Below are 21,182 nucleotides of genomic sequence, written 5' to 3'. Positions count from 1 at the left end.
GGTTGCCCCGGCCGCGAGACGGGAAACTACCGGGCCCCGGCAGTCGCCGTGCTGCCGGACCGTACCGAGCGGCCGGCCAGCACCTGTGTCCGCTTCCCGTCCTCGATGACGAAACGGCCGTCGATCAGTACGTGCGGAATGCCGGCCGGCAGGGTGCGGGGTTCCTCGAACGTCGAGCCCGCCGCCACCGTCGCCGGGTCGAAGAGCACCAGGTCGGCGCGGTAGCCCTCGCGTACGTACCCGCGGTCGGCCAGCCGCAGCCGGGCCGCCGGGCGCGAGGTGAGATGGGCGACGCACTCCTCCAGGGAGAGGATGCCCAACTCCCTCACGTACCGGCCGAGATACTGCGGGAACGTGCCGTACGCCCGGGGGTGCGGCTTGTCGCCCTGGAGGATGCCGTCGCTGCCGCCGGTGTGGACGCGGTGGCGCATGATCTGCCGGACGTTCTCCTCGTGGCCCACGTGCTGGAGGATCGTCGTCCCCAGCCGGTCGTCCACGAGCAGCCGCCGCGCGGTCACCCAGGGCTCCTCGCCCCGCAGACGCGCGGACTCGGCCACCGTACGGCCGACGTACGCGGCGAGGTCCGGCACGCTGACGCCGGAGATCTCGATGGTGTCCCACTCCATCGGTACCCCGTGGCAGCCGTCCGATCCCACGACCTCCAGGTCATGGCGGATCCTCGCCGCCGTGGTGTCGTCGGCCAGCCGCGTCAGAATCGACTCGGGGCCGCCCTCGCTCGCCCAGCTGGGCAGCATGGCGACCAGGGTGGTACAGCCCGGGGTGTACGGGTAGGTGTCCAGGGAGATGTCGGCGCCCGCGTCGACCGCGCCGTCGAGCAGGGCGAGCAGCTCAGGGGCGCGGCCCTCGTTCACACCGAAGTTCATGGTGGCGTGGGCGAGGTGGAGGGAGCAGCCCGCGGCGCGGGTGAGCCGCACCATCTCCTCGTACGCCTCCAGAGCTCCGGCGCCGTACGAGCGGTGGTGCGGGCAGTAGTAGCCGCCGTGCTCGGCCACCACCCGGCACAGGGCGGTGAGTTCGGCGTCGTCCGCGTACATGCCGGGGGTGTAGGTGAGGCCCGATGACATGCCGACGGCTCCCTCCGACATGCCCTGGGCGACGAGCTGCCTCATCCGGGTCAGCTCGGCGTCGGTGGCGGGCCGGTCGTCCCAGCCGACCGCGTACATCCGGACGGTGCCCTGCGGGATCAGATAGGCGGCGTTCACCGCGATGCCCCGGCCGCCGAAGTTGCCGTCGAGCCGGTCGAGGTACTCGCCGACGGTGCGCCAGTCGAAGTCGATGTCACTCCCGTCGCCGTTCCAGCCGGTGATGGAGCGGCGGACCTCGGCGAGGGTGCGGTCGTCGACGGGGGCGTACGACAGGCCGTCCTGGCCGAGCACTTCGAGGGTGACGCCCTGCGCCGCCTTCGCGCTGTGGTCGGGGTCGCGCAGCAGCGCGAGGTCGCTGTGGGCGTGCATGTCGACGAAGCCGGGGGAGAGGGCGAGACCGTCGGCGTCCAGGGTGCGGGCCGCGGTGGGGCGGGGGCCGGGGGATCCCTCGCGGTGGATCTCCGCGATACGGCCGTCGGAGAGGGCCACATCGGCGCGGTAGGAGGGGGTGGCGGTGCCGTCGATGACGCGGGCGTCGCGGATGACCAGGTCCATGGGGGGTGTGCCTTTCAGGGCCGGCCGGGGGACTGCCCCGGCCCGCGCTCATCGGTGGGGCTCAGAAGAAGGTGCGGATGTAGTCCGTGACCGTCCCGTCCGCCGCTACGAGCGGGATCAGCTGCCACTTGTCGAAGCTCGTGCAGGGGTGCGAGAGCCCCATCCCCACCCAGTCCCCGACCTCCAGCTCGGCCGCCCCGTCCGTCCGCACCCACGCGTGCTGGTCCGACAGGCCGGTGACCTCGATCCCCGTCGCCTCCCGCAGCGAGCCGTCGCGCCCGGACCGCACGACCTGCGCCTGGGGCAGGTCGAGGTCGTAGGCGGCGTCCCGCTTGCCCGCGTTCAGGAACGCCTGCTCGCCGGTGGGGCGCGACACGACCTGGGCCCAGAGCCGGAAGGCGGGCTCCAGCGCGCCCTCCTCGGGGACCCGGTTGAAGGGGGTGAGGTGGCGGTAGTGCCCGTCGTCGTGCGAGACGTACGCCCCCGAGCGGAGCAGCTTCAGTACGGGGGAGGAGAGTTCGGGGATATCGGCGAACACGTCCGCGACCGCGTCGAACCACGCGCTGCCGCCCGCACTGATCACGATCGGCTCACCGGCGTCCACGGCGGCGAACCGCCCCGCCGCGTCGAAGTCCGCGGCGAGCGCGACGAGCCGTCGCAGCCAGGCCCGGACGCGCTCGCCGGTCGCGTCCGGCACCTCGCCCTCGTAACCGGCCACGCCCACCAGACGCAGCGTCCCCGCGTCGGCCACCGCGTCGGCGACGGCGGCGCAGTCGGCCTCGGTACGGGCACCGGTGCGGGCGCCGTCGCCCGCGCCGAGCTCCACGACGACGTCCACGGGGCGGGAGGCGCCGGCCTCGCTCAGGGCCCGGTCCATCAGCTCGACGCCGCGCGCCGAGTCGACGTAACAGATGAAGCGGAACTCCGGGTCGGCGTTCAGTTCGCCCGCGAGCCAGGCCAGCGCCGCCGCGTCGACGAGCTCGTTGGCGAGGAAGATCCGCTGGATCCCGAACGCCCGGTAGACGCGCGCCTGGTGCGGGACCGCCGCGGTGATGCCCCACGCGCCGTGCTCCAGCTGGCGGGCGAACAACTGCGGGGACATCGAGGTCTTGCCGTGCGGCGCGAAGGCGAGGCCGTGGCGCTCCGCGTACGTCTCCAGGAGCGCGAGGTTGTGTGCGACGGACTCGGCCGACAGGGCGAGCACCGGGGTGGTGAACCCGCCGGTGAAGAGGTTGCGCCGCTCGGCGGCCAGGTCGCCGACGGTCAGGCCTTCCGCGTCGGGCGGGAGCGCCTTGAACCGGTGGTCGACCCGCTCGTCGGCGAGTCCGGTCAGGCCGGCGAGTCCGGCGACGGGGCGTTCGTCGGCCATGGGGGTGCCTCCTCGATCGAAGTCATGCGGTAGGTGACGATCAGCGTTGCAACATATGCAACACCCATTGCGTATATCGCTCAGGGCTGTCTAACATCCGAGCCGACGCCCGGTCAATGGTGAGACCCGGCGCCGCCCGCCCGATCCCGAGGAGCCCCGAGTGTCCGGAACCCCGGCCAGGACCGATGCCGAAACGGCCACCGATGTCGTGTGCCTCGGCGAGTCCATGGTGACGTTCCTCCCCTCACGGCCCGGGCGCCTCGCCGACGTCCCCTCCTTCGGCCGCGGCATCGGCGGCGCCGAGTCCAACGTGGCCTGCGCCCTCGCCGGGGCCGGGCACCGCGCGGCCTGGGTGAGCCGGGTCGGCGCGGACGGCTTCGGCGACCACCTCGTCGACGCGATCTCCGCGTACGGAGTCGACACCTCCGCCGTGCGGCGCGACCCGGACCGGCCCACGGGCATCTACTTCCGTACGGCGACGGACCGCGGCACCGACGTCCACGAGGTGGCGTACTACCGGGCCGGGTCCGCGGCCTCGGCCATGTCGCCCGCGAACGTCACGTACGAGGCGCTGCTCACCGGCCGGGTCCTGCACCTTTCCGGCATCACGGCAGCGCTCTCCGCCGACTGCCTGGCCCTGCTGCACGAACTGACGGCCCCGCGCCCCGGGCGCCCGCTCGTCTCCTTCGACGTCAACCACCGCCCGGGCCTCTGGCGCGACGCCGACGCGTCCCCCGGCGTCCTGCTGGACCTGGCCCGCCGCGCCGACCTCGTCTTCGTCGGCGAGGACGAGGCGGAGGAGGCGTGGGGGCTGAAGGGCGCCGCCGCGATCCGCGAGGCGCTGCCGGAACCGGCGGTGCTGGTCGTGAAGCGGGGCTCGGAGGGCGCGACGGTGTTCTCCGCAGGGCCGGACCCGGCCGGCACCGTCACCGACGTCCCCGCCCTCCGCGTCGACGTCGTCGCCCCCGTCGGGGCCGGTGACGCCTTCGCCGCCGGGTTCCTCTCCGCCACCCTGCGCGGGCTGCCCGTCCGCGACCGGGCCCGGCACGGGCACCTGATGGCCGCCGCCGTCCTCACCGTCCCCGGCGACCTCACCGACCCGCCCGCCCGCGACCGGGCGGACCGCCTCGTGGCCCTCGACGACACCGACTGGGGGAGACTGCGTCTCGGCCCCGGGTGGACGGGGGACGACACGGAGGTACGTACGACATGAGCGAGCGCAGCGAGCGATTCGACAAGAGGGGCGTCACCGGCGAAGGCCGGGCCGAGGGCCGCGAGGCACGCGCATGAGTCAGACCGTCGACCGGGCGCTGAGCATCCTGCCGCTGCTCGCCCAGGGACCCGCCGACCTCGGACAGGTCGCCGAGCGGCTCGGCGTCCACAAGTCCACGGCCCTGCGCCTCCTCCGTACGCTTCATGAGCACGGGCTCGTCTACCGCCAGCAGGACCAGCGCTACCGCCTCGGCGCTCGGCTCTTCGCGCTCGCCCAGGAGGCCGTCGAGAACCTCGACGTACGGGAGATCGCCCACGCGCACCTCGTCGAGCTCAACGCGAACTGCGGCCACACCGTCCACCTCGCCGTGTACGAGGAGAACGAGGTCCTCTACATCGACAAGGTCGAGAGCCGCTACCCGGTCCGGATGTACTCCCGCATCGGCAAGCCCGTCGCGATCACCGTCGCCGCCGTGGCCAAACTCCTGCTCGCCGACCTCTCCGAGACCGAGCGGCGCTCCCTCGCGGAGAAGCTCGACTACCCCATGTACACGTCCCGTTCGACCCCCGGCCCCGGCGCCTTCCTCAAGGAACTCGCCACCGTGCGCGAACAGGGATGGGCCACCGACCTCGGCGGCCACGAGGAGTCCATCAACTGCGTCGGCGCCCCCATTCGCGGCGCCGACGGGCGCGTCGTCGCCGCGATGTCGGTCTCCGCACCGAACGTGGTCGTCACGGCCGAGGAACTCCTCACCCTGCTCCCCCTGGTCCGTCGCACCGCCGACACCATCAGCCGGGAGTACTCCGGCACCAACCGACCCAAGAAAGTCTGATCAGCGATGACCGACAGCACCGACAAGACCGTGAAGACCCCGCTCACCCCGAGCACCCACACCGCCCCGCCCGCGAAGTTCTCGCACGGTGTGCGGAAGGGGAACATCCTCCAGGTCGCCGGCCAGGTCGGCTTCCTGCCCGCCGTCGAGGGCCAGGCCCCCACCCCGGCCGGTCCCACCCTGCGCGAGCAGACCCTCCAGACCTTCGCCAACGTCAAGGCGATCCTGGAGGAGGGCGGCGCGAGCTGGGACGACGTGATGATGATGCGCGTCTACCTCACGGACGTGGACCACTTCGCGGAGATGAACGAGATCTACAACACCTACTTCGGCGAGCAGAACCTCAAGGAGGCCCCCGCCGCCCGCACGACGGTCTACGTCGGCCTGCCCAAGGGGCTGCTCATCGAGATCGACGCCCTCGCGGTCCTCGGCTGAGCCTGATCCCCTTGCCGCACCCGCACCACCGCACCACGCACGGCACGGCGCCCCGCCCCACCGGGGCGCCCTGTCGCGCTCCCCCCTACCCACCCATCCCCATGGACGACAACGGAGTTACCCATGCAGCTCGCCGCCAGCCCCCCACCGGTCGAGACGCCACCCCACACCGGTGGACTCCTCCTCCTCATAGACGGGACGGCCGGTCTGCTGACCGTCGCCGTCCTCGGCATCGCGCTCCTCCTCTTCCTGATCATCAAGGTCAGGCTCCAGCCGTTCGTCGCCCTGCTCGCCGTCTCCATAGCCGTCGGCCTGGGCGCAGGGCTCTCCGTCACCGAGCTCTTCGGCACGGTGCAGAAGTCCGCCGCCGTCTCCGTCATCGAGTCCGGCATGGGCGGCATCCTCGGCCATGTCGCGATCATCATCGGCCTCGGTACGATGCTCGGCGCGATCCTCGAAGTCTCCGGCGGAGCAGAGGTGTTGAGCGCCCGTCTGCTGAACCTCTTCGGTGAGAAGCGCGCCCCGCTCGCCATGGGCCTGACCGGTCTGATCTTCGGTATCCCGGTCTTCTTCGACGTCGGCATCTTCGTCCTCGCACCGATCGTGTACGCGGCAGCCAAGCGCTCCGGCAAGTCGATCCTCCTCTACGCGATGCCGCTCCTCGCGGGCCTGTCCATGACGCACGCGTTCCTGCCGCCGCACCCCGGCCCGGTCGCCGCCGCCGGCCTCTTCCACGTCTCCCTGGGCTGGGTCATCCTGATGGGCGCCGTCGTCGGCATCCCGTCCGTCCTGGCCGCCTGGGGCTACGCCGCCTGGATCGGCAAGCGGATCTTCGTCGAGGTCCCGCAGGACATGGTCGAGGCCGCCGAGGAGGCGAAGGCCGCCGTCGTGGCTGAGCAGCGGGCCGCCGGGGTCACCCCGCACGAGGCCCCCGTCGCGCTCTCCACCGTCCTCGCGATCATCGGCACCCCGCTCGTGCTGATCCTCGCCGCGACGTTCTCCTCCATCGCGCTCGACCCCTCGACGCCCCGCTCGGTCATCGAGTTCTTCGGTAACCCGTTCGTCGCCCTGACGATCGCGCTGCTGCTCGCCTACTACCTGCTCGGCATCCGGCGCGGCTGGTCCCGCAAGTTCCTGGAGTCCGTGTCGACCTCGTCCCTCAAGCCGGTCGGCAACATCCTGCTCGTCGTCGGCGCGGGCGGCATCTTCGGCGCCGTGCTCAAGGCCAGCGGCATCGCGGACGCGCTCGCCGACACGTTCAACGATGTCGGCCTGCCCGTCATCCTGCTCGCCTGGCTCATCTCGGCGGTCCTGCGCATCGCCCAGGGATCGGCGACGGTCGCCATCGTCACCACCGCCGGCATCGTGGTCCCGCTCGTCGAGGACCAGGACTTCTCACAGCCGCACCTGGCGCTGATCATCATGGCGATCTCGGCCGGTTCGATCATCGCCTCGCACGTCAACGACGGCGGCTTCTGGATGGTGTCGAAGTACTTCGGCATCTCCGAGCGCGACACCCTGAAGTCCTGGACGGTCCTGGAGACGGTCCTGTCGGTCGCGGGCTTCGTGGTGGCGGCGCTGCTGAGCCTGGTGATCTAGGACCTCTCGTCCGGATCACGCCGGGCTCGCGGGGTCCGAACGAAAGACCCCAGGGCCCGCACTCGTATCCCTGCCGGTACGGGCAGGGTTCAGGCCGCCGAAGCGCAGATGATGCTCCGGCCCTTGTTCACCTGCCAGTACCAGAACTTCTCACCGCGCCCCGACGGACAGGTCCAGTTCTGGCCCGCCGTCGGAGCCCGGTAGAACCCGGTGATGCGCAGGATCGACTGGCCGGCCTTGGGCACGGTCGACGCGTTGCAGCGCCAGACCACGGTCAGGTCGGCGTTGGTGGCCCCGTTCACGTCCGCGGGGAAGCACTGGCCCACCTGGTAGACCCGGTCGAGGCAGAGCGTCCGGTCGACCCCGTCGTCACCGGATCTGCTCCACCAGGTGAAGCCCGCACCCGTGTCGCAGGAACTGGAGCCACCGGACCGGGTGCTGACACGGTTGACGCGCATGTACGCGTTCGAGGCGCTGCAGCTCACCCGGATCGGGCTGCTGGCGCTCATGTCGTCGTGTCCGTCGTTGTACACGTCGAGGCAGTCGCCGGCGTGCACGGCGGCGAAGGCACGGTCGGTGGCATCCGGGGTGGGGGTCGGCGTGGGAGTGGGCGTGGGGGTGGGCGTCGGATCGTCCGCTGTGTCGCTGTCGCTGTCGGAGTCGTAGCTGCTGTCGCTGTGGGAATCGGTGTCGGTGTCCGAGCCGGAGTCGTCCGTACGGGTGTCGCTGCCGTTGTCGGACCATGCCGAGCCGCTGCTGCCCGAGCTGGACGAACTGCCGCTGCCGCCCTTTCCGTTGCCCGTCGTCTCCCAGGGCTGCCAGACCAGCAGCGCGATGACGACGGCCACGGCTGCCAGCCAGCCCAGTGCGGAGGAGTTCCCCGAGGAGCCGGTCCGAGGAGGCGTCGGACGCGTCGTCGGACCGGGCGGCCGGGGCGGCCCGGCCGGGGCGGTGCTGGGTGAGGTCGTGCGCGCCCGGGCGGCCCGGGCCGCCCGGCGGGCAGCCTCCTGCTCGGCCCGCTCCCTCGCCGCGCGCTCGGCCGCCTCCCGTGCGGCACGCTCCCGCTCGGACTGCTCCCGCGCCGCCTGCTCGCGCTGGACCCGTTCCCGTTCGGCCAGCCTCCGCGCACGCTCCTGCTCGGCACGCGCGTGTTCCTGCGCCGCGCGCTCCCGTTCGCGGCGGGCGCGCTCGGCCTCCGCGCGCTGCGCCACCTGCCGCTCGGCCTCCAGGCGCGCCGCCTCGACACGCTCCCGTTCGGCGCGCTCCTGCTCGGCCTGCTCCGCGCGCTGCCGCTCCGCCAGTTCCGCGAGGGCCGCCATCTCCCGCCGGGTCCGCTCGCGGCGGTCACGGTCGCGGGCCGCGCGGGCCCGGCGCTCCGGCGGGTAGACCAGGGTCGGGGGAGGGGGCGGCACCGCGTTCGTGCGCTGGACGAGTGTCGGGGCCGCCGGGTTCACCGTCGGCGGCCTCGTCCGGCTCGCCCTCCCCGCCTGACCCGCCTGACCCGTGTGACCTGTGTGATCCGTCCTGTTCGTCCGGTGGTCGTTCGCGAGTGCCAGGCCCTGGGCCGCGTACGCCCCGATCAGCGCCGTCCACCGCGGCGGCAGCCACCGGGTGCCGCTGTGGGAGGCCGGCAGATGGGCCTGGGCCGCGCGGAAGCGGGCGAGCAGGTCGGCGGGCTCGGGGCGTCGCTCCGGGTCGACCGACAGACAGGGCCGGATCGTCGCGACGAGCTCCTTCGGCAGTCCGGCGAGGTCGAGTTCGCCGCGCTGGACACGGGCCAGCAGCCGCAGGGTGTCGCCGTCGGCGGCGTAGGGCGGCCGCCCGGTGGCGAGCAGGAACAGGGTCGCGCCGAGCGAGTAGACGTCGGACGCGGCGGTGGACTCCTCGCCGCGCGCCTGCTCGGGCGAGGTGAACGCGATCGTGCCGAGGGTGAGCCCGGTGAGCGTGAGGTCGCTGGCGTGCGAGATGCCGAAGTCGATGACCCGGGGGCCGTCCAGCGGCAGCAGCACGTTCTGCGGCTTCACATCGCGGTGGACGATGCCCACCCCGTGCAGCGTGACCAGGGCCTCCGCCGTGCCGGCGGCGATCCACCGTACGGCCGAAGCGGGCAACACCCCGCAGCTGCGTACCAGTTCGGAGAGCGGGGGTGCGGCTATGTAGTCGATGGCCATCCACGGCCGCTCCGCCGCCGGGTCGGCGTCGCGCACCCGCGCCGTGTAGGCGCTGGCCACCCGTTGCGCGACCGCCACCTCGCGCGCGAAGCGCCGCCGGTCGACATCGCTGACGTTGCCCTCGGCCAGCAGCGTCTTCACGGCGACGAGACCCCGCTCGCCCCGATCGCCGCCGCGGGCGAGATAGATCCGCCCCATGCCGCCGGACGCGAGCCGTCCGATCAGCCGGTACGGTCCGAGCGTCGCCGGATCGTCCCCTCCCAGCGCCTGAACCCGCGCCCCGGCCATGTCACTCCCCCTGTCGCACCCCCACCGAGCCCCCCAACCGTGCCACGAGGCTGCCCGAACAGCCATGGAATGCGGCAACTCCCTGACACTCTGTTGCGGGTCCGGTACATGCCCGGGACGCCGGTCGGACCCCGCACATGCAGCAGCGCCACCGGGGGAGCGGCGGCGCTGCTGGTCAGTGATGCGTCAGGCGCAACAGGGGCTGTTCAGACGGGAGTTACGGAAGGCCGTGGACGTGCGGGCCGACCGCGTTCGACCAGGCGTTGCCCGACGTGGCGTCCCAGTTGGTCGACCAGGTCATCGCGCCGCGCAGGCCCGGGTAGGTCCTCGACGGCTTGAAGGAACCGCAGCCGGTGCCCTTCGCGAGGCAGTCCAGGGCCGCGTTCACGACCGAGGGGGCCACGTATCCGCTGCCCGCGCCCCTGGTGGAGGCGGGGACACCGAGGCCGACCTGCGACGGGTCGAGGCCGCCCTCCAGCTGGATGCACGCCAGCGCGGTGAGGAAGTCCACCGAGCCCTGCGAGTAGACCTTGCCGTCGCAGCCGAGCATCGAACCGCTGTTGTAGTACTGCATGTTGACGACGGTCAGGATGTCCTTGATGTTCAGCGCCGTCTTGAAGTACTCACCCGAGGTGGACTGCATGTCGATGGTCTGCGGAGCCATCGTGATGACGAGGCCGGAGCCCGCCTTCTGCGACAGTGAGCGCAACGCCTTCGTCATGTAGGTGGAGTTGAGGCCGTTCTCCAGGTCGATGTCGACGCCGTTGAAGCCGTACTCCTGGATGAGGGAGTAGAGCGAGTTGGCGAAGTTGGTGGCGGAGGCGTCGCTGTTGACCGAGACGGACCCCTTCTCACCGCCGACCGAGATGATGACGTTCTTGCCGGCCGTCTGCTTCGCCTTGATGTCGGCCTTGAACTGGTCGACGGTGTAGCCGTTCAGGCCCGCCGAGTCCAGGTTGAAGGTCACGGCGCCGGGCGTGGTCGTGGCGTCGGCGAAGGAGACCGCGATGATGTCGTAGTTCGCGGGTACGTCGCTGAGCTTCTGCACGGTCGCGCCGTTGTTGAAGTTCTGCCAGTAGCCGGTGACCGCGTGCTTGGGCACGGAGGTCCCGGGGTTGGGCTCGCCGCCGCCGGACTTGGCCGTGCGGCCGCTGACGGTGGCGGACTTCACGGACTCGCCGGCCGCGTTGGTCGCGGTCACGGAGAACTGGTACGCCGTGTCGGCCGCCAGCCCCGTGATCGTCGCCGAGGTCCCGGTGGCGGTGGTGGCCTTGGCGCCGTCCCTGTAGACGGTGTAGCCGGTCGCGCCGGACACCGCGTTCCAGGACAGGGCGAGGGAGGAGGGTGTGGCCGTGCCGACGGCGAGACCGGCGGGGGCCGCGGGGATCGTCGGACCCGGGTCGGTACCACCGCCGCCGTCGGGCCCGCTGACCGAGACGTCGTCGACGACATAGGCCGCCTGCCCGTACCAGCCGTGCGTGTACACGGTGACGGAGGTGGGGCTGGGTCCGGTCTTGAAGCTGGTGGAGAGCTGGGTCCAGCTGCTGGAGCCGGGGGTCCAGGTCGATACGTCGGTGGTGCCCGTTCCGCTCGCGCCCAGGTAGGCGTACCCGCCCTGGACCCAGGAGCTGAGGGCGTACGTCGAGTTCGGCTTCACGGCGACGGTCTGCGTGCACTTGGCGTTGTCCTGGCCGGCCGGGGTCGCCTTGAGGGCCGCGGTACCGCCGTGCACGGGGGAGGAGACGGTGGCGCCGGAACCGCCGGAGCAGGTCCAGCCGGCGAGGCCGGACTCGAACCCGGCGTTCTTGGCGACGTTGACGTCGGCGGCCTCGGCGCTGCTGACGAGACCGGTGAGGGTCAGCGCGCCGGCGGCGACGACGGCCATGGCGGAACCGAGGAGCGGGCGGGTGTGACGTCTTCTGTGGCTGGTGGCGGGGGAACGTTCCACTTGCTGCCTCCGTGGGGGAGTCGGGGATGGCGGGGAAGCGACACGGGATGCCGGGGGTGCGGCACAGAGAGTGCTGGGGTGTGGAATCGAGGAACGGTGGCCACCGCTGGGCGATAAAACTGGTCCAGACCAATCGAGTTGTCAAGACCTCTGGCAGCGACCGGTCGCAAAGAGCGTCGTGATGGCGTTGGTGAGACCGTCGCGAAGGGCGTCGCGAAACGGCGGGGAGGCCGTCGCGAAGCCTGGCCCTGCGGGGGAACGAGGGGGAGCTGCGCATCTCGGTTCGTTCGCTCACGCGAAGGGTCGATCCATCGGTGCGGGCGCGTGTGCCGGTCGGATGCCGCCGTAGGGGCATGGCCGCACAGGACATGCGATCAGCGCGCATCTGCGGGCCGGAACGTTGCCCCACGCCGAGCCGGAGGCGGATGAGGAGCAGGCGCGACGAGTGAGCGCGGTCGACGGTGAGGTGGTCCGCGGATCGCGAACCTTAACGGCCGGGGCGCCCGGCGGCCGACGTGACGGCCCACCGTGGCGTGGTCCTGGCTCAGCGAGAGGTTGCCGGCAGAGCGGCGAGCTCCCCTCCTTCGCGCCCCGGCCGGACAGGGGCCTCCGCCGACGCCCAGTACACCCGGCTCAAGACCGCGGCGTTCCGCCGCCCTGCCAGGCGGGCCAAGCCATGCGGTGGCACCGCGACTTGAGCACGGCAACGCCTTGGAGCGAGCGCATCCATCTGATCGTCGGCGGGAGCGTACAGCCACCGCATCATCCAGGCGCGCATCCATCTGGTTCTACGCGACCGTACCGCCCGGACCGACTGTCGCCGGTCCGGGCGGGTACGCGGGTCACCTGCGGGGCGAGGACTCAGGACCCCGCGGGCCACAGAGTGGTGCCGGGAGCGAGGGCGCCGGTGCCGTCCCCCCGATACAGGCTGAAGTTGTGCTTGGGGAACATGACCGGGCCCGTCAGGTACCAGTAGGCGACCAGGTCGCCCTTGCCGTCACCGTCGAAGTCACCACCGGCGATGGCTTCCATGCCCTTCCAGCTGTTGTCGTGCCACATCTGCCGGGCCGGGGCGAAGGAACCGCTCGCGTTGCCGGCATACAGGTCGAGCCTTCCGGTGGCATTGACCGCCGCGATGTCGTCCCTGCCGTCGGCGTTGAAGTCCGCGGTGGCGAAGAGTGTCTTGGCGCCCCACGTACTGTCGGGCCATACCGCCCGCTTGCTACCGGTGAGAGCGCCGTTGGCACCGGTGGTGTAGGCGTACAGCGAACCGTCCTCCCAGACGGAGACCAGGCCGTCGCGCCCCGAGGCGTCGGCCTTGTAGCGGGCGATGTGCCGCACGGTCTTCCAGCTGGTGTCCTTCCACATCGGGATTCGGGCGCCGAGGTAACCGCTCGCGGAGCCGGGGTAGAGGTAGAACTGACCGTCGCTCGACATCGCGGCCACATCGCCATGGCCGTCACCGTTGAAATCACCCCCGATGATCCTGGAGAAGGTGCCCCAACTCCCGTCCTTCCACAGGGGCCGGCCGTATTCGAGGGTCCCGTCGGGGCCGGTGTAGAACGCGTGCAGGGTGCCGTTGGTCAGCACTACGGCGACATCGGTGCGGCCGTCACCGTTGAAGTCGGCGGAGGTGACGGTCTTGGTGGTCAAATGGGTCACGTTGGTCAGGCGGGTCTGCCGTATCCAGGAGTCGACGTTGTCGACGCGGGTGTCTACGGCACCGTCACGGGTTTCGTCGGAGTTGTAGCAGCCGGCCCCCCAGGACCGGGAGTGAATGCCCACCAGCTCCGGTGTGCCGTCCGCCTTCATGCGGAAGGTGGGGCCACCGGCGTCGCCCTTGCAGATGCCCGCGGTCTCCGGTGCCGTGCCGCTCAGGGAGAGGGTGGTCTCGTCGACGGCTGTGAGGGTCGGCGTGGCGGTGTGAGCGGCGTCCGTCACCCATTGCGTCTTCGTACGTCCGTAGCCGGTGACCCGGATGTCCTCACCAGCCGTCACAGGGGTGGAGGCGACCGCGATCGGGGCGACCTGAAACGCGGGGTCGATGTCGAAGGGAAACACCGAGTCCAGGCGGACCATGACCAGGTCACGGTCCGGGTGGGGAACGAGTTTGTCGGCCGTGACCGTGGTGGGCAGGGTCGGCGGCCCACCCGCAGTGACCGTTATTCCGTCCGGCACGTATCCGGATGGAATCTGGCCGGTCCCGTCGGCGAAACAGCTGGCGGCTGTCAGGACCCACACCGGGTCCACCAGCGCTCCCGAGCAGCTGCGCTCGCCGTTCGCGATGTCGAGCTTGACGGTGAAGGCGTAGTCACCCGTCTTGACCGTGTCGCCACTGATCGCGACCGCGGGGGCGGAGGAGAGCAGGCAGGCGGCCACAGAGGTCGCGAGCAGGCCGATCGTCCACGAGGTACGCGGATTTCTTTTGGGCACGATTTTCCTTGACTGATTCAGAAGGCGAGGGGCCGCGCAGGACAGATGTGCGCGCCGGTGCGGCAAGCGGGCAGTCGGGAGCGCGGCGTTCCCGGGATCGCTAGGTGCGTTCGGGGTCAGCCGGTGACGCGGATCTCGACGAGCACGGACTGGGCGCCGCCGACGGTGCCCTCGCCGACGGACTCGAAGCCGCCTTCGGGCAGGTCGATCGTGGCCGTCTGACCATTGGCGGTGAGGTCGGCGCTGATGGGGTGGTCCGCGGCTTCCAGAGCGAACACCCGGGGAAGCGAGAGCGTGATGAAGCCCGTTGCGGCCGTGGCCCGGAAGCAGTAGGTGCCGGCCCGGCCCACCGTGTCGTCCTTGACGGTCAGGACTCTGATCTGCTCGGCCGCCGGGTCGCAATCGGCCAGCAGGACATGCCCGTCGCCCTTCTTCAGCTCGATGCCCTTGGTCGCGAGGATGTTCGCGGCGCCGGGGTACGAGAAGTCCTCCACGGCGGACGGCGGTGTTTCCGCGGTGGCCTGCTGGGCGGGCTCATCGGCGGCAGAGGCCAAGGGTATTCCGACCCCCGCCACAAGTATCCCCACGGCTGCGGCAATCAGTGTTCTACGGGTGCGATGAGCCACGGCGAGTCCTTCCGGGCATGGCGCCTGCGCATCCGGAGGCCCCCGCCAAGATGTAATGATCAGGAAAAGATGTCGCTGGATGTTAAACGGCACCTTTAAGCCCGTCAAGGGCTGTCTGAAAACCCCCGGTTGGCGTGACTTCACCCGTGTCGGCTGTAGCTTTCCCGCCAGTTCGGCGGAATCCGGTCATGCGAAGCGACCTCTGGCGGGAGGAACAAAAGCCGCCCACCGGAATTTTCCTCAAGAAAACTCCGTGTGGAGGAAATACAACCGGCTTGTAAATAGCGGCAGTTATCATCACCGCGCCAGGATTCATCGCGTGCCAATACGAGTTGACGTGGAGACAAAACGCGTGAAATTGAAACGACGATTGCATGGGCCGGGTGGCGCAAGGAGAGCAGTGCGCGCGATGCGCGCACTGAGCTTCACCCTGTTGCCGCTCGCTCTGGTGGTGGGTCTGCTCGGGTCTTCACCGGCGGCAGCCGAGGACGTTCCGCCGGAGATCGTCCCGGGCACCATGTTGGTGGTGCCCACCGACCGGGGCATGGTCGTGGAGCTCTGGAAGTCGGGTGGGCCCGGTGTCAAGGCCGCCGCCGAAGCCGCGTTGACGGGAACCGACGCCGATGTGCAGACGTTCCTGAACGCCTTCTCGGACCTGGACTTCCAGGACAACAGGGTCCTGACGGCCCAACTTGCCGGCGTCGGCGGCACCCAGCTCCTGTCGGCCGCCCGCACGGCGCTCGCCGGGACGCCCGAGGAGCTGGACGACTTCCTGGCGGACGGCTGGCAGTCCCCGCTGGAGCAGGACCAGCGGGTGCTCGTGGCACAGGTCATGAGTGCGGGCGGCCCCGGTGTCCAGGAGGCAGGGCGGGCCGCGCTGAACGGCACGGCCGAGGATGTGAAGGCATTCCTGGACTCCGGCCAGTACAGCCAGCGTGAACAGGACAACCGGGTCCAGTTGGTGCAGCTCATGAGTGCGGGCGGGCCTGCCGTGCAAGCGGCCGGGCGGCTGGCGCTGGGCGGGACCGCGCAGGACATCGCGGAGTTCCTGGAAGTGGGCCAGTTCGTGGCGCGCTCGCGGGACCAGGAGCATGCCACGGTTGCCCAGTTGGCGGCGCAGGCGCAGAAGGCCGGGCGCCAGGCGGCCAGTGAGACGGCAGCCGCCAAGGAGGCGTCGGCGCAGGCGGTCGAGGCAGCCAAGCTGGCGAAGGAAGCGGCTCAGCTGGCTGCTGCGGAGGCGGAAGCGGCCAAGAACGACACGGAAAAGGCCGCACAGGCCGCGGGGCGTGCGTCCAAGGCCGCGTCCCAGGCCGCGGCTGCCGCGCAGAAGGCGATCAACGCGGCCAATGCCGCGAGCAACTCGGCGCGGATCGCGGCGAGTGCGGCGTCGCAGGCGGCGGCTGCCGCCGCTGGCGCGGCGCAGGCTGCGGCGAAGGCGCGCGGTGCGGCGGCGGACGCGGCTGTGGACGCGGGCAACGCGGCAGCGGCGCGTAAGGCGGCGGAGGACGCGCGTGGTGCCGCCAAGGGCGCGAACCTGGCGGCTGACGCGGCCGATCAGGCGGTGCTGGCAGCCACGGCGGCCGGGGATGCGGCGGCTTCTGCCGCAGGTGCCGGGGCGAACGCGAACCTTGCCGCGGACGCCGCGGTGGAGGCGAGCGGGTACGCCGGGCAGAGCAGCACGCAGGCCGCGGAGGCGCGAGCCGCGGCTGCGGCCGCACGTCGGCATGCCAGTGAGGCGAACCGTGCCGCAGGTGCCGCGGAGGCCCTGGCCCGTAAGGCCGCGACGGCGGCAGGGGAGGCGCGTGACGCGGCCAGGTCGGCCGCGACGCATGCGAACAACGCGGCGGAGGCGGCCGATGATGCCGCCGACCACGCAGGAGAGGCCGCCACGGCGGCGGCGAAGTCGACCGCGCACGCGAACGCGGCAACCACGGCCGCGAATGTGGCGTCCACCATGGCCGCCAAGGCCGAGGACGTGTACACGCTGGCCCGTGAGGTCGAGGCGGAGGAGCTGCTGGGCCGTACCAATGCGGGTATCGAGCGGGCCAAGGACGCCAAGGCCGAGGAAGAGGCACGACGGGCCGAGCAGACCCGTGTGGACCAGGAGAGCATGGACCGCGAGGCCGAGGCCCAACGCCTGGCCACCGCGGCCGCCCAGCCCGAGGCCGACCTCGCGGCCATCGCCGCCGACGGCCGCGAACTGGCCATGCTGACGATGTCGGGGGGCACCCCTTGGGGGCGGGCCGCCGCCGAGTCCGCGCTCACCGGCACGGATGAGGTGGTCATCGAATACCTGCGTAACGGATGGCGGCTGGCCGCGGAGCAGGACGACCGCGCCCATGCGGAGCGGCTTGCCGAAGACAGCTCCATCAAGGCGGTACGGGACGCTGCGGAGGTGGCCCTGGACGGGGGCGCCGCCGAGATCACGGCGTTTTTGACGCAAGGTCAGTACGAGGCGGGTGAGGAGGACTTCCGGCTCGCCATCGCCCAGGCCGTCTCCGTGGGCGGGCCCGAGGTCCAGCGGACGGGACGGGCCGCGATGTCGGCCGGGACGATCGCCGCCTACCGCACGTTCCTGACGAGCACGCTGGCCACGGCGCGCGGTGAGGACGAGCGGGTACGTGCCGCACAGCTGATCAGCAGTGGTGGTCCCGAGGTGAGGTCTGCGGCACGGATCGCCCTGGAGGGCTCGACGCAGATGCTGCACGCGTTCATCGAGTCGGGCCAGCACATGGCCCAGCGCAAGGACCTTCTCGCCGCGACCCACCTCGCGCTGATGCAGGAACTGATCTCGGAGGCGGCGAAGATCGCCGCGCTCGCGCAGAAGGACGCGGCCACCGCGCAGAAGGTGGCTGCCCTCGCCCGCAAGGCCGCCGCCGATGCGGACAAGTACGCGAAGCAGGCCCAGGATTCGGCCGACGACGCCGAGACCTATGCCGACCAGGCCGCGCAGCACGCCAAGGACGCCGAGACCTCGGCCGCCGCCGCGGCAGCGTCCGCGAAGACCGCCCGCACTGCGGCGGACAACGCGGACCGTGACGCCGACAACGCGGCCGCATCCGCCGCCACCGCCACCGTCTCCGCCGAGAACGCCCAGGCATCCGCCGCCCAGGCATGGTTCGACTCCGATCAGGCCCGCGCCTCGGCCATCGCAGCCGGCAAGGACTCCGCGGCGGCTCTCGCAGCAGCGACAGAAGCCTTCACCATCTCCGTGCAGAAGCGGAAAGAGGAGGAGGAGGCCCGACGCAGGGCTCTGCTCGAGGTCAAGGAGGCCGCGGAGAACGACCCGGGGGCGCAGGCTCGCAAGCTGTACCGATGCGGCGCTCTGGATCCCACCTGCGAGATGACCGACAATCCCGTCCGCTGGTGCGTGCAGAAGGCACTCCTGTGCCAGATCATCTCCGTGGGCCCCGCCTTCAACGACGCCATGCAGCAACTGTGGCAGGTCACCGCAACGCTCACGGGGCTCACCCAACTCGAGAACTGCGCCATCAAGAAGGACCTCTGGGCCTGCGCTGAACTCACGACAGACGTCATCGTCCAGTCCAAACTGAAACTGCTGACCCGGTCGTACGAGGCACTGCGCAACCTCAAGCGTGGTTGCAAAACCGTCGACAAAGCAGGCTTCGGCACGCTCCGGATCCTCGACCTGCCACCGCCCGCTTCGGCCGGGTGCGGCACCTTCTGGATGGAGTCGAACAGGGCCGCGCACCACTACATGAGGAAGGACACCAAGGGGGTCATGCACGCCGAGGCCTTCGGAGTGTCCGGCGACTACAGTCTGGCGAACGCGGAGAAGTTCCTCAAAGCTATCGAACGGCTGGTGACGAATCCAGGCACCCGCAGGATCGAGGGGACGTTCCGGAAAAAGCCCGCCACCCACTTCGTCGACGAAACCGGCCTGCATGTCTCGTTCGCCCGGAGCGGGCCGGATGTGGGCATGTATCTCGGCGGCTGGCGATCAGACGGCGATCAGCTCCTGTATTTGCTGCGGGACGGAGTACTGTAATGCCGGACAATCGCCGCGAGAAGGCCCGAATTCGGGAAGGTGCGGCATGAGGATCGAGTTGTCGCAGGACCAGGCGCTGGTCCTGTCCGACTGGATGGACCGGGTTCTGCACACGAAGGAGTTCGCGGCTCAAGTCGACGACCGGGCGGTATGGTCCGCTTTGTTCGTCATCAGCGGAGCCCTTGAGACGTCCTTGCCGGCCATCTTCGCCGCCGACTACGGCGAGCAGTTGGAGGCGGCGCGTGAGCGGTTGCTCCCTCAATTGGGTGACTTCGGGAAGTAGCACCGTGCGCTGAGCGCGCGCGGTGACGAGCGGCCGCCGGCCTTCTGCCGGCGGCCGCTGCGTTGGCCGGTCCGGGTGTCTTCGGCATCCGTCAGGGGACATTGCGCGATCAGGCTGCCCATGCCCCTGACCATGTGCGGGACCGCACGCGCTGCGGAGGCGACTCCCCGTGACCCCGTGTGGGCCCGGGGGCCCCAATCCGGGCCCATAGTTCACGCTGGGCCCATCAGGGGTACCGGAGGCGGCCGCGGGGGTGCGCTCCCACGCCTCTGACGTGCGCCGAAGTGGAAAAGGATCATGAATTGTCTCGGTACCCACAACTTAGTCGCCGAATGGTACGGAATTTAACTACCAGTCACTTGGGGTGATTTGTCAGGCGAACGCCCTGTGCGGACTTCGTGAGCCCTGCCTCACTGGGCCCCCAAAGGTGTTCTCTGCCTCCCCGGACGTGGATAAAGTGCTGAGGCAGGAGCGCCCGAGTAAGGAGCACCTGGCAGGAGCGATTGCGGCCGGCGGTACGCGGCGGCCGGAGCCGAACGGGGAACAGCGTGCCGACAGCAATAGCAGTGACCAGTGCTGACCTCGTGCTGCCTCCGACCGACCAGCAGACGCCCACGGCGGTGGTCCTGAGGGCGCCCGACGAGCAGCCGCTCGACCAGGCGCTGAGTGACATGCATCTGCTCCTGGAGCAGCACGGCTATGTCATCGCGGTCTATCCCGCCAGCATTCCGGTCGCCCATGAGCGTCGGCTGCACATGATCCGCTCGATGCTGGAAAGTGACCGCATTGCGCTGATCAAGGCCGATCTGCCCCCCTTGGGGGTGGCGGTACTGGTGCGTCAATTGCGGCAGTTGTCCATCTGTGACTTCAGTGCCGGAGTCGTCGCCTCGGCTGCGAGGCTGCTCTCGCACTACATCCACGCCGGGGCGCTGCTGAACTCGGTCACCAAGCTCGACCGCGTGCCCGTCAGCCTGAAGGCCCACGCGAAGTCATGGGTCCCCGGTTCGCAGTTCGGTGTGCTGGCCAATCCGAACCCCCAGCTGATCAAGATCGGCTCGGGAGACCTCACCGGCCCCGAGTTCTCCACCCATCTGCTCGTTGCCAAGGGGCAGTTGCAGTCCGACTGGGTGGCGTCCACGATCGCTCCGGCCTGGCAGGTGCAGGCCGTGCAGGAAGTCGCCTTGCCCGCGGATTCGCCCACTTGGTGGGGTACTCCGAAAATGATCGAATTCGCCGCCTTTCTGCCCGATATTTCACTGATTTATCAGCTGGTTTCTTCGGTTCGCAGGGAGGTCTGCACCTGGTGCGGAAATGAACTGATCGGCGACCGCTGCGGCCTGTGCTCGGCCCCGTTGAAACCGCCGGAGAACCAAACGCACGGTTCCGGTGTCCTGAACCAAGGAACACCCATGCACCACGGGTCGTGAGCCACCGCGACGGCGGTGTGCCGCTGCTGCACCCACAGCCCGGCGAACCGCGCACGGCACCGGCCCGCTTCCGTACGGGCGGACGCCGCAGCGTGACCCGCCTCGGCCCGACCCCGCTCCGCCCCTCTGTCCGCTCATCGGCCCACGTCTCTCAACGAGGTTGCTCCGCTCATGAACTCACGGCAACGCCGCGGCGTCATCCTTCTTCTTCTCTCGATCCTCTGTGCCTTCGGTGCGTTCGCCGGCGTGCTCTCGGTGATCAGTGATGTGAACTCGAAGGTAGGGCCGGAGGTGACTGCCTACCAGGTCAAATCGAACATAGCCCCCTACCGGCCGCTGGACCCCGGGCAGTTCGAGAAGGTCTCGATGCCGAAGCGCTGGCTCTCCAAGAACGCCGTCACCGACCTCTCGGTGCTGGACGGCAAGATCGCCGTCACCAACCTCCGCGCGGGTTCGCTGCTCCAGGAGGACATGCTCGTCAAGCGCCCGGCGCTGGAGAGCGGGCAGCAGGAGATCGCCATCATGATCGACGCCGCGACCGGCGTCGCCGGCAAGATCCGGCCGGGCAACCTGGTCAACATCTACGCGACCTTCGGCGGCCAGAACGACAAGGAACAGCCCACCTCGCGCGTCATCGTTCCCAACGCCAAGGTCATCGACGTCGGCCAGCTGACCTCCCTCGACCCGAAGGAGGACTCCCGCAGCGGCCCGACCGAGGCCGTGCCGATCACCTTCGCCCTGGACACCACCGACGCACAGCGCGTCGCCTACGCCGAGTCCTTCGCCGAGCACGTCCGACTGGCCCTGCTGCCCGACGACAGCCCGACCACCCTGCGTCCGGGCGAGGGCAGCTACAACCTCGACGAAGACAAGAACAAGTGAGGACTG

General features: G+C 70.4%; 14 protein-coding genes. 8 read left to right on the top strand and 6 right to left on the bottom strand.

Annotation, left to right across the window (positions count from 1 at the left end; all coding sequences use genetic code 11):
- Window positions 1–26 precede the first annotated feature (26 nt).
- Window positions 27–1,661: an N-acyl-D-amino-acid deacylase family protein gene (locus OG959_RS13055; protein ID WP_326658343.1), complete on the bottom strand. Its 1,635-nt coding sequence runs from the start codon at window positions 1,659–1,661 to the stop codon at window positions 27–29.
- Window positions 1,662–1,722: 61 nt separating this feature from the next.
- Entirely contained in the window at window positions 1,723–3,030 is a 1,308-nt protein-coding gene (locus tag OG959_RS13050) for an alanine racemase (RefSeq protein ID WP_326658342.1), read from the bottom strand.
- 160 nt (window positions 3,031–3,190) lie between these two features.
- Between OG959_RS13050 and OG959_RS13045 the strand changes: the two genes are divergently transcribed.
- The 4 genes from OG959_RS13045 to OG959_RS13030 all read left to right on the top strand — a co-directional run bounded on the left by OG959_RS13045 (window position 3,191) and on the right by OG959_RS13030 (window position 7,109).
- Window positions 3,191–4,243, top strand: a complete 1,053-nt coding sequence (locus OG959_RS13045; protein ID WP_326658341.1) for a sugar kinase — start codon at window positions 3,191–3,193, stop codon at window positions 4,241–4,243.
- Window positions 4,244–4,316: 73 nt separating this feature from the next.
- Entirely contained in the window at window positions 4,317–5,075 is a 759-nt protein-coding gene (locus OG959_RS13040) for an IclR family transcriptional regulator (protein ID WP_326658340.1), read from the top strand.
- A 6-nt stretch (window positions 5,076–5,081) separates the two neighbouring features.
- Window positions 5,082–5,510, top strand: a complete 429-nt coding sequence (locus OG959_RS13035; protein WP_326658339.1) for a RidA family protein — start codon at window positions 5,082–5,084, stop codon at window positions 5,508–5,510.
- A gap of 123 nt (window positions 5,511–5,633) precedes the next feature.
- Entirely contained in the window at window positions 5,634–7,109 is a 1,476-nt protein-coding gene (locus tag OG959_RS13030; RefSeq protein WP_326658338.1) for a GntP family permease, read from the top strand.
- A gap of 89 nt (window positions 7,110–7,198) precedes the next feature.
- Here OG959_RS13030 and OG959_RS13025 read toward each other — a convergent pair whose 3' ends face one another.
- The 4 genes from OG959_RS13025 to OG959_RS13010 all read right to left on the bottom strand — a co-directional run bounded on the left by OG959_RS13025 (window position 7,199) and on the right by OG959_RS13010 (window position 14,503).
- Window positions 7,199–9,568: a serine/threonine-protein kinase gene (locus OG959_RS13025; protein ID WP_326658336.1), complete on the bottom strand. Its 2,370-nt coding sequence runs from the start codon at window positions 9,566–9,568 to the stop codon at window positions 7,199–7,201.
- 217 nt (window positions 9,569–9,785) lie between these two features.
- Window positions 9,786–11,453, bottom strand: coding sequence for a chitinase (locus OG959_RS13020; RefSeq protein WP_442805737.1), 1,668 nt, complete (start codon window positions 11,451–11,453; stop codon window positions 9,786–9,788).
- Between the two features lie 924 nt (window positions 11,454–12,377).
- Window positions 12,378–13,949: a trypsin-like serine protease gene (locus OG959_RS13015; protein WP_326658334.1), complete on the bottom strand. Its 1,572-nt coding sequence runs from the start codon at window positions 13,947–13,949 to the stop codon at window positions 12,378–12,380.
- 116 nt (window positions 13,950–14,065) lie between these two features.
- Window positions 14,066–14,503, bottom strand: a complete 438-nt coding sequence (locus tag OG959_RS13010; RefSeq protein WP_326658333.1) for a hypothetical protein — start codon at window positions 14,501–14,503, stop codon at window positions 14,066–14,068.
- Between the two features lie 481 nt (window positions 14,504–14,984).
- On the opposite strand from OG959_RS13010, the gene OG959_RS13005 reads away from it, so the two are divergent.
- The 4 genes from OG959_RS13005 (at window position 14,985) to cpaB (ending at window position 21,176) form a co-directional block, all read left to right on the top strand.
- Window positions 14,985–18,584 (top strand): ALF repeat-containing protein, encoded by a 3,600-nt coding sequence (locus OG959_RS13005; protein WP_326658332.1) that lies wholly within the window; start codon window positions 14,985–14,987, stop codon window positions 18,582–18,584.
- A 46-nt stretch (window positions 18,585–18,630) separates the two neighbouring features.
- Window positions 18,631–18,867: a hypothetical protein gene (locus OG959_RS13000; protein WP_326658331.1), complete on the top strand. Its 237-nt coding sequence runs from the start codon at window positions 18,631–18,633 to the stop codon at window positions 18,865–18,867.
- A gap of 566 nt (window positions 18,868–19,433) precedes the next feature.
- Window positions 19,434–20,294, top strand: coding sequence for a hypothetical protein (locus OG959_RS12995; RefSeq protein WP_326658330.1), 861 nt, complete (start codon window positions 19,434–19,436; stop codon window positions 20,292–20,294).
- 171 nt (window positions 20,295–20,465) lie between these two features.
- Entirely contained in the window at window positions 20,466–21,176 is a 711-nt protein-coding gene (gene cpaB / locus OG959_RS12990) for a Flp pilus assembly protein CpaB (protein WP_326658329.1), read from the top strand.
- Window positions 21,177–21,182: the final 6 nt, after the last annotated feature.

Origin of the sequence: Streptomyces sp. NBC_00385, from assembly GCF_035917155.1 — a bacterium.
Taxonomy (GTDB): domain Bacteria; phylum Actinomycetota; class Actinomycetes; order Streptomycetales; family Streptomycetaceae; genus Streptomyces; species Streptomyces poriferorum.
Note: the sequence above shows the minus strand (reverse complement) of the source record. Positions and strands in the feature narration are given on the sequence as shown.